This window comes from Pseudomonas sp. GW821-FHT02A08, assembly GCF_059422045.1.
Map to the genome: position 1 here is coordinate 1 of NZ_JBWKWD010000080.1, position 1,994 is coordinate 1,994.

At 57.6% G+C, this 1,994-nt stretch carries 2 protein-coding genes and 1 pseudogene; all 3 read right to left on the bottom strand.

The genetic code is table 11. The features are described 5' to 3' along the window. Window positions 1–324: 324 nt before the first annotated feature. Window positions 325–561 (bottom strand): annotated as a pseudogene (locus AC07W4_RS27790) (hypothetical protein); the annotation flags it as partial. A gap of 154 nt (window positions 562–715) precedes the next feature. Next, window positions 716–1,408, bottom strand: coding sequence for an RES family NAD+ phosphorylase (locus AC07W4_RS27795; protein ID WP_495034725.1), 693 nt, complete (start codon window positions 1,406–1,408; stop codon window positions 716–718). Continuing rightward, entirely contained in the window at window positions 1,402–1,806 is a 405-nt protein-coding gene (locus tag AC07W4_RS27800) for an antitoxin Xre-like helix-turn-helix domain-containing protein (protein WP_495034726.1), read from the bottom strand. The genes AC07W4_RS27795 and AC07W4_RS27800 overlap by 7 nt, the downstream gene beginning before the upstream one ends. Between the last annotated feature and the right edge of the window lie 188 nt (window positions 1,807–1,994).

Here is a 1,994-nt window from a genome sequence, read left to right on the forward strand (position 1 = left end):
GAGCACCGCGAGGCTGCGTTCGGCGGCGCAGCCGTCGTAAAATCAGATTGTGCGGTGTGTCAGGCAGATCGTGCGCTTAGGGTTTACGACGGCTGCGCCGCCGAACGCAGCCTCGCGGTGCTCGGCAGCTGCTACACCCCACTATAAATCGAGGAACCTTTCATGCCGACGGCGAGCTGATCAGCAAGACCATGCGCCCGAGCGCAACCTTCAACGCGGCTGTAGCTGCGCTGGTGTAAAGTTGTAAGGATGCAAAGAAGCCCCGGCCTGGTTGAGGCCGGGATTTTCGTTGAGTGTTGCGGTAAAGCACTGCATTCAGACGGCGCGGCTTTCGATCAGACGGTCGGAGCCACCTTCGGCAACGCGGTTTTCGATCAGGCGATCCGAACCGCCTTCAGCAATGTGGTTTTGCATCAGTTTGTCGGAACCATCAGCGGCCACACGATTCTCGATCAGGCGATCGGAACCACCTTCAGCGACCACGGGTTGAGCGGAGTTTGCGGCGAAAGCGTTAATGGCAAAAACCGAGAAAGCGATGCTGAGGAGGGTTTGGCGTTTCATGATGGTGTGCTCCGGGGGGGCTGATGGGGTGGTATGGAGCAGATGTTACGCCGGGGATTTTTTAAGAGAACTTCATTGAATCAATGGTGACTATCGACGCAGTCAATGGATTGAACACTGCGCGTGTAAGCACCACAGGGTTATCGCAAGGCCTTCAAGCTTCGCTGATCTGGCTCACGCTGGTGATCTGCCCATTCCAGACCATCTCGTAATGCGCCGCTTGAATGATCGAGGACACGGGCCTTGGTGTCATCAACGCCCAGCAGTGACTGCCCGGCATCCTCACCGAGTGATAACGCAGGCCAGGACATTGGGCCTTCCTGACATCCCGACCGAGGCGGCGGGAATCGGTGTAGTCGTCCGACGCATACACCGGATCTGTCAGCGGCAGGGCGGTAGCGTCCTTCATCCCGTCATCGCCAAAGGCACAGACCAAGCCACGAAACACAAAGCGCTCATAGTTCAGGCTCGGCACCTTCGACCAATACAGCGCCTGGTGATGCCGCACCTCGGCCAACGCCGCTTCCATCGAATCCGCCAGGTACAACACGCCAAAACTGCCGTCACTGAAACGCGAACCCGCCGGGTTGACGTGGGTAAAGGGCGCGATGGCGTAGGCGCAACCGGGAATGCCGAACGGAATCTCGCTGCGCGCAATCAACTCCAGCCGACCCACCTCATTCTTCAATCGCGGATTGGTCAGCGCCTGAATCTCGAATAACACCTCGAACTCATCGGCATCCGCCACATCATCGAACAACGCAATGGGCGGAAACTTCGAATTGACCAGGCGATAAGCCTGCAACGACTGACCGGCAAACACCGCCAGCTCGCTCGCCATCACCATTGCGCACCCCGCAGCATGTCGATGCGGCGGAAGGTTTCATACAGCGAAATCATGTCGCCCTGGGCCATGATCTCCAGCGGCGAACGCCCGTTGAAAAACTCGTTGTCATTGGCCATCGAGGTAAAACCGTACACGTTGTTCGGGTTATCGAACACCAGCCGCAACGTCGCATGAATGTTCAGCACGAAGCTGATGCGCTGCATCTGGTCCGCATCCAGCGCCACCGCCCAATCCGGGTCACGCTGACGGGCGCGGGTGTAGGTACTGCGGGAGATGCGCAGGATGCGACAGGCCTGATCGCTGGTGGCTTTCCACTTTTCGAGGATGCTCACAGCGGCGCGCAGGCCGGTGACGCATTGGTTTTTACTGAAGGATTGGGCTTGGGCGGGGACGGCCATGTTTGTGTGCTCGATATGAATCTATAGAATCAAATTTAGATAGATTGAATCTGTAGAGCAATATCGGTGCGACCAGTGGACTGGATGCGGACGAAAAAAAGGCGTGTGCAAGGCTAATGCCGATCAGTTAAGCCACAACGCAATCTGTAGCAGCTGGCGTAGCCTGCGTCCGGCTGCGTAGCAGTCGT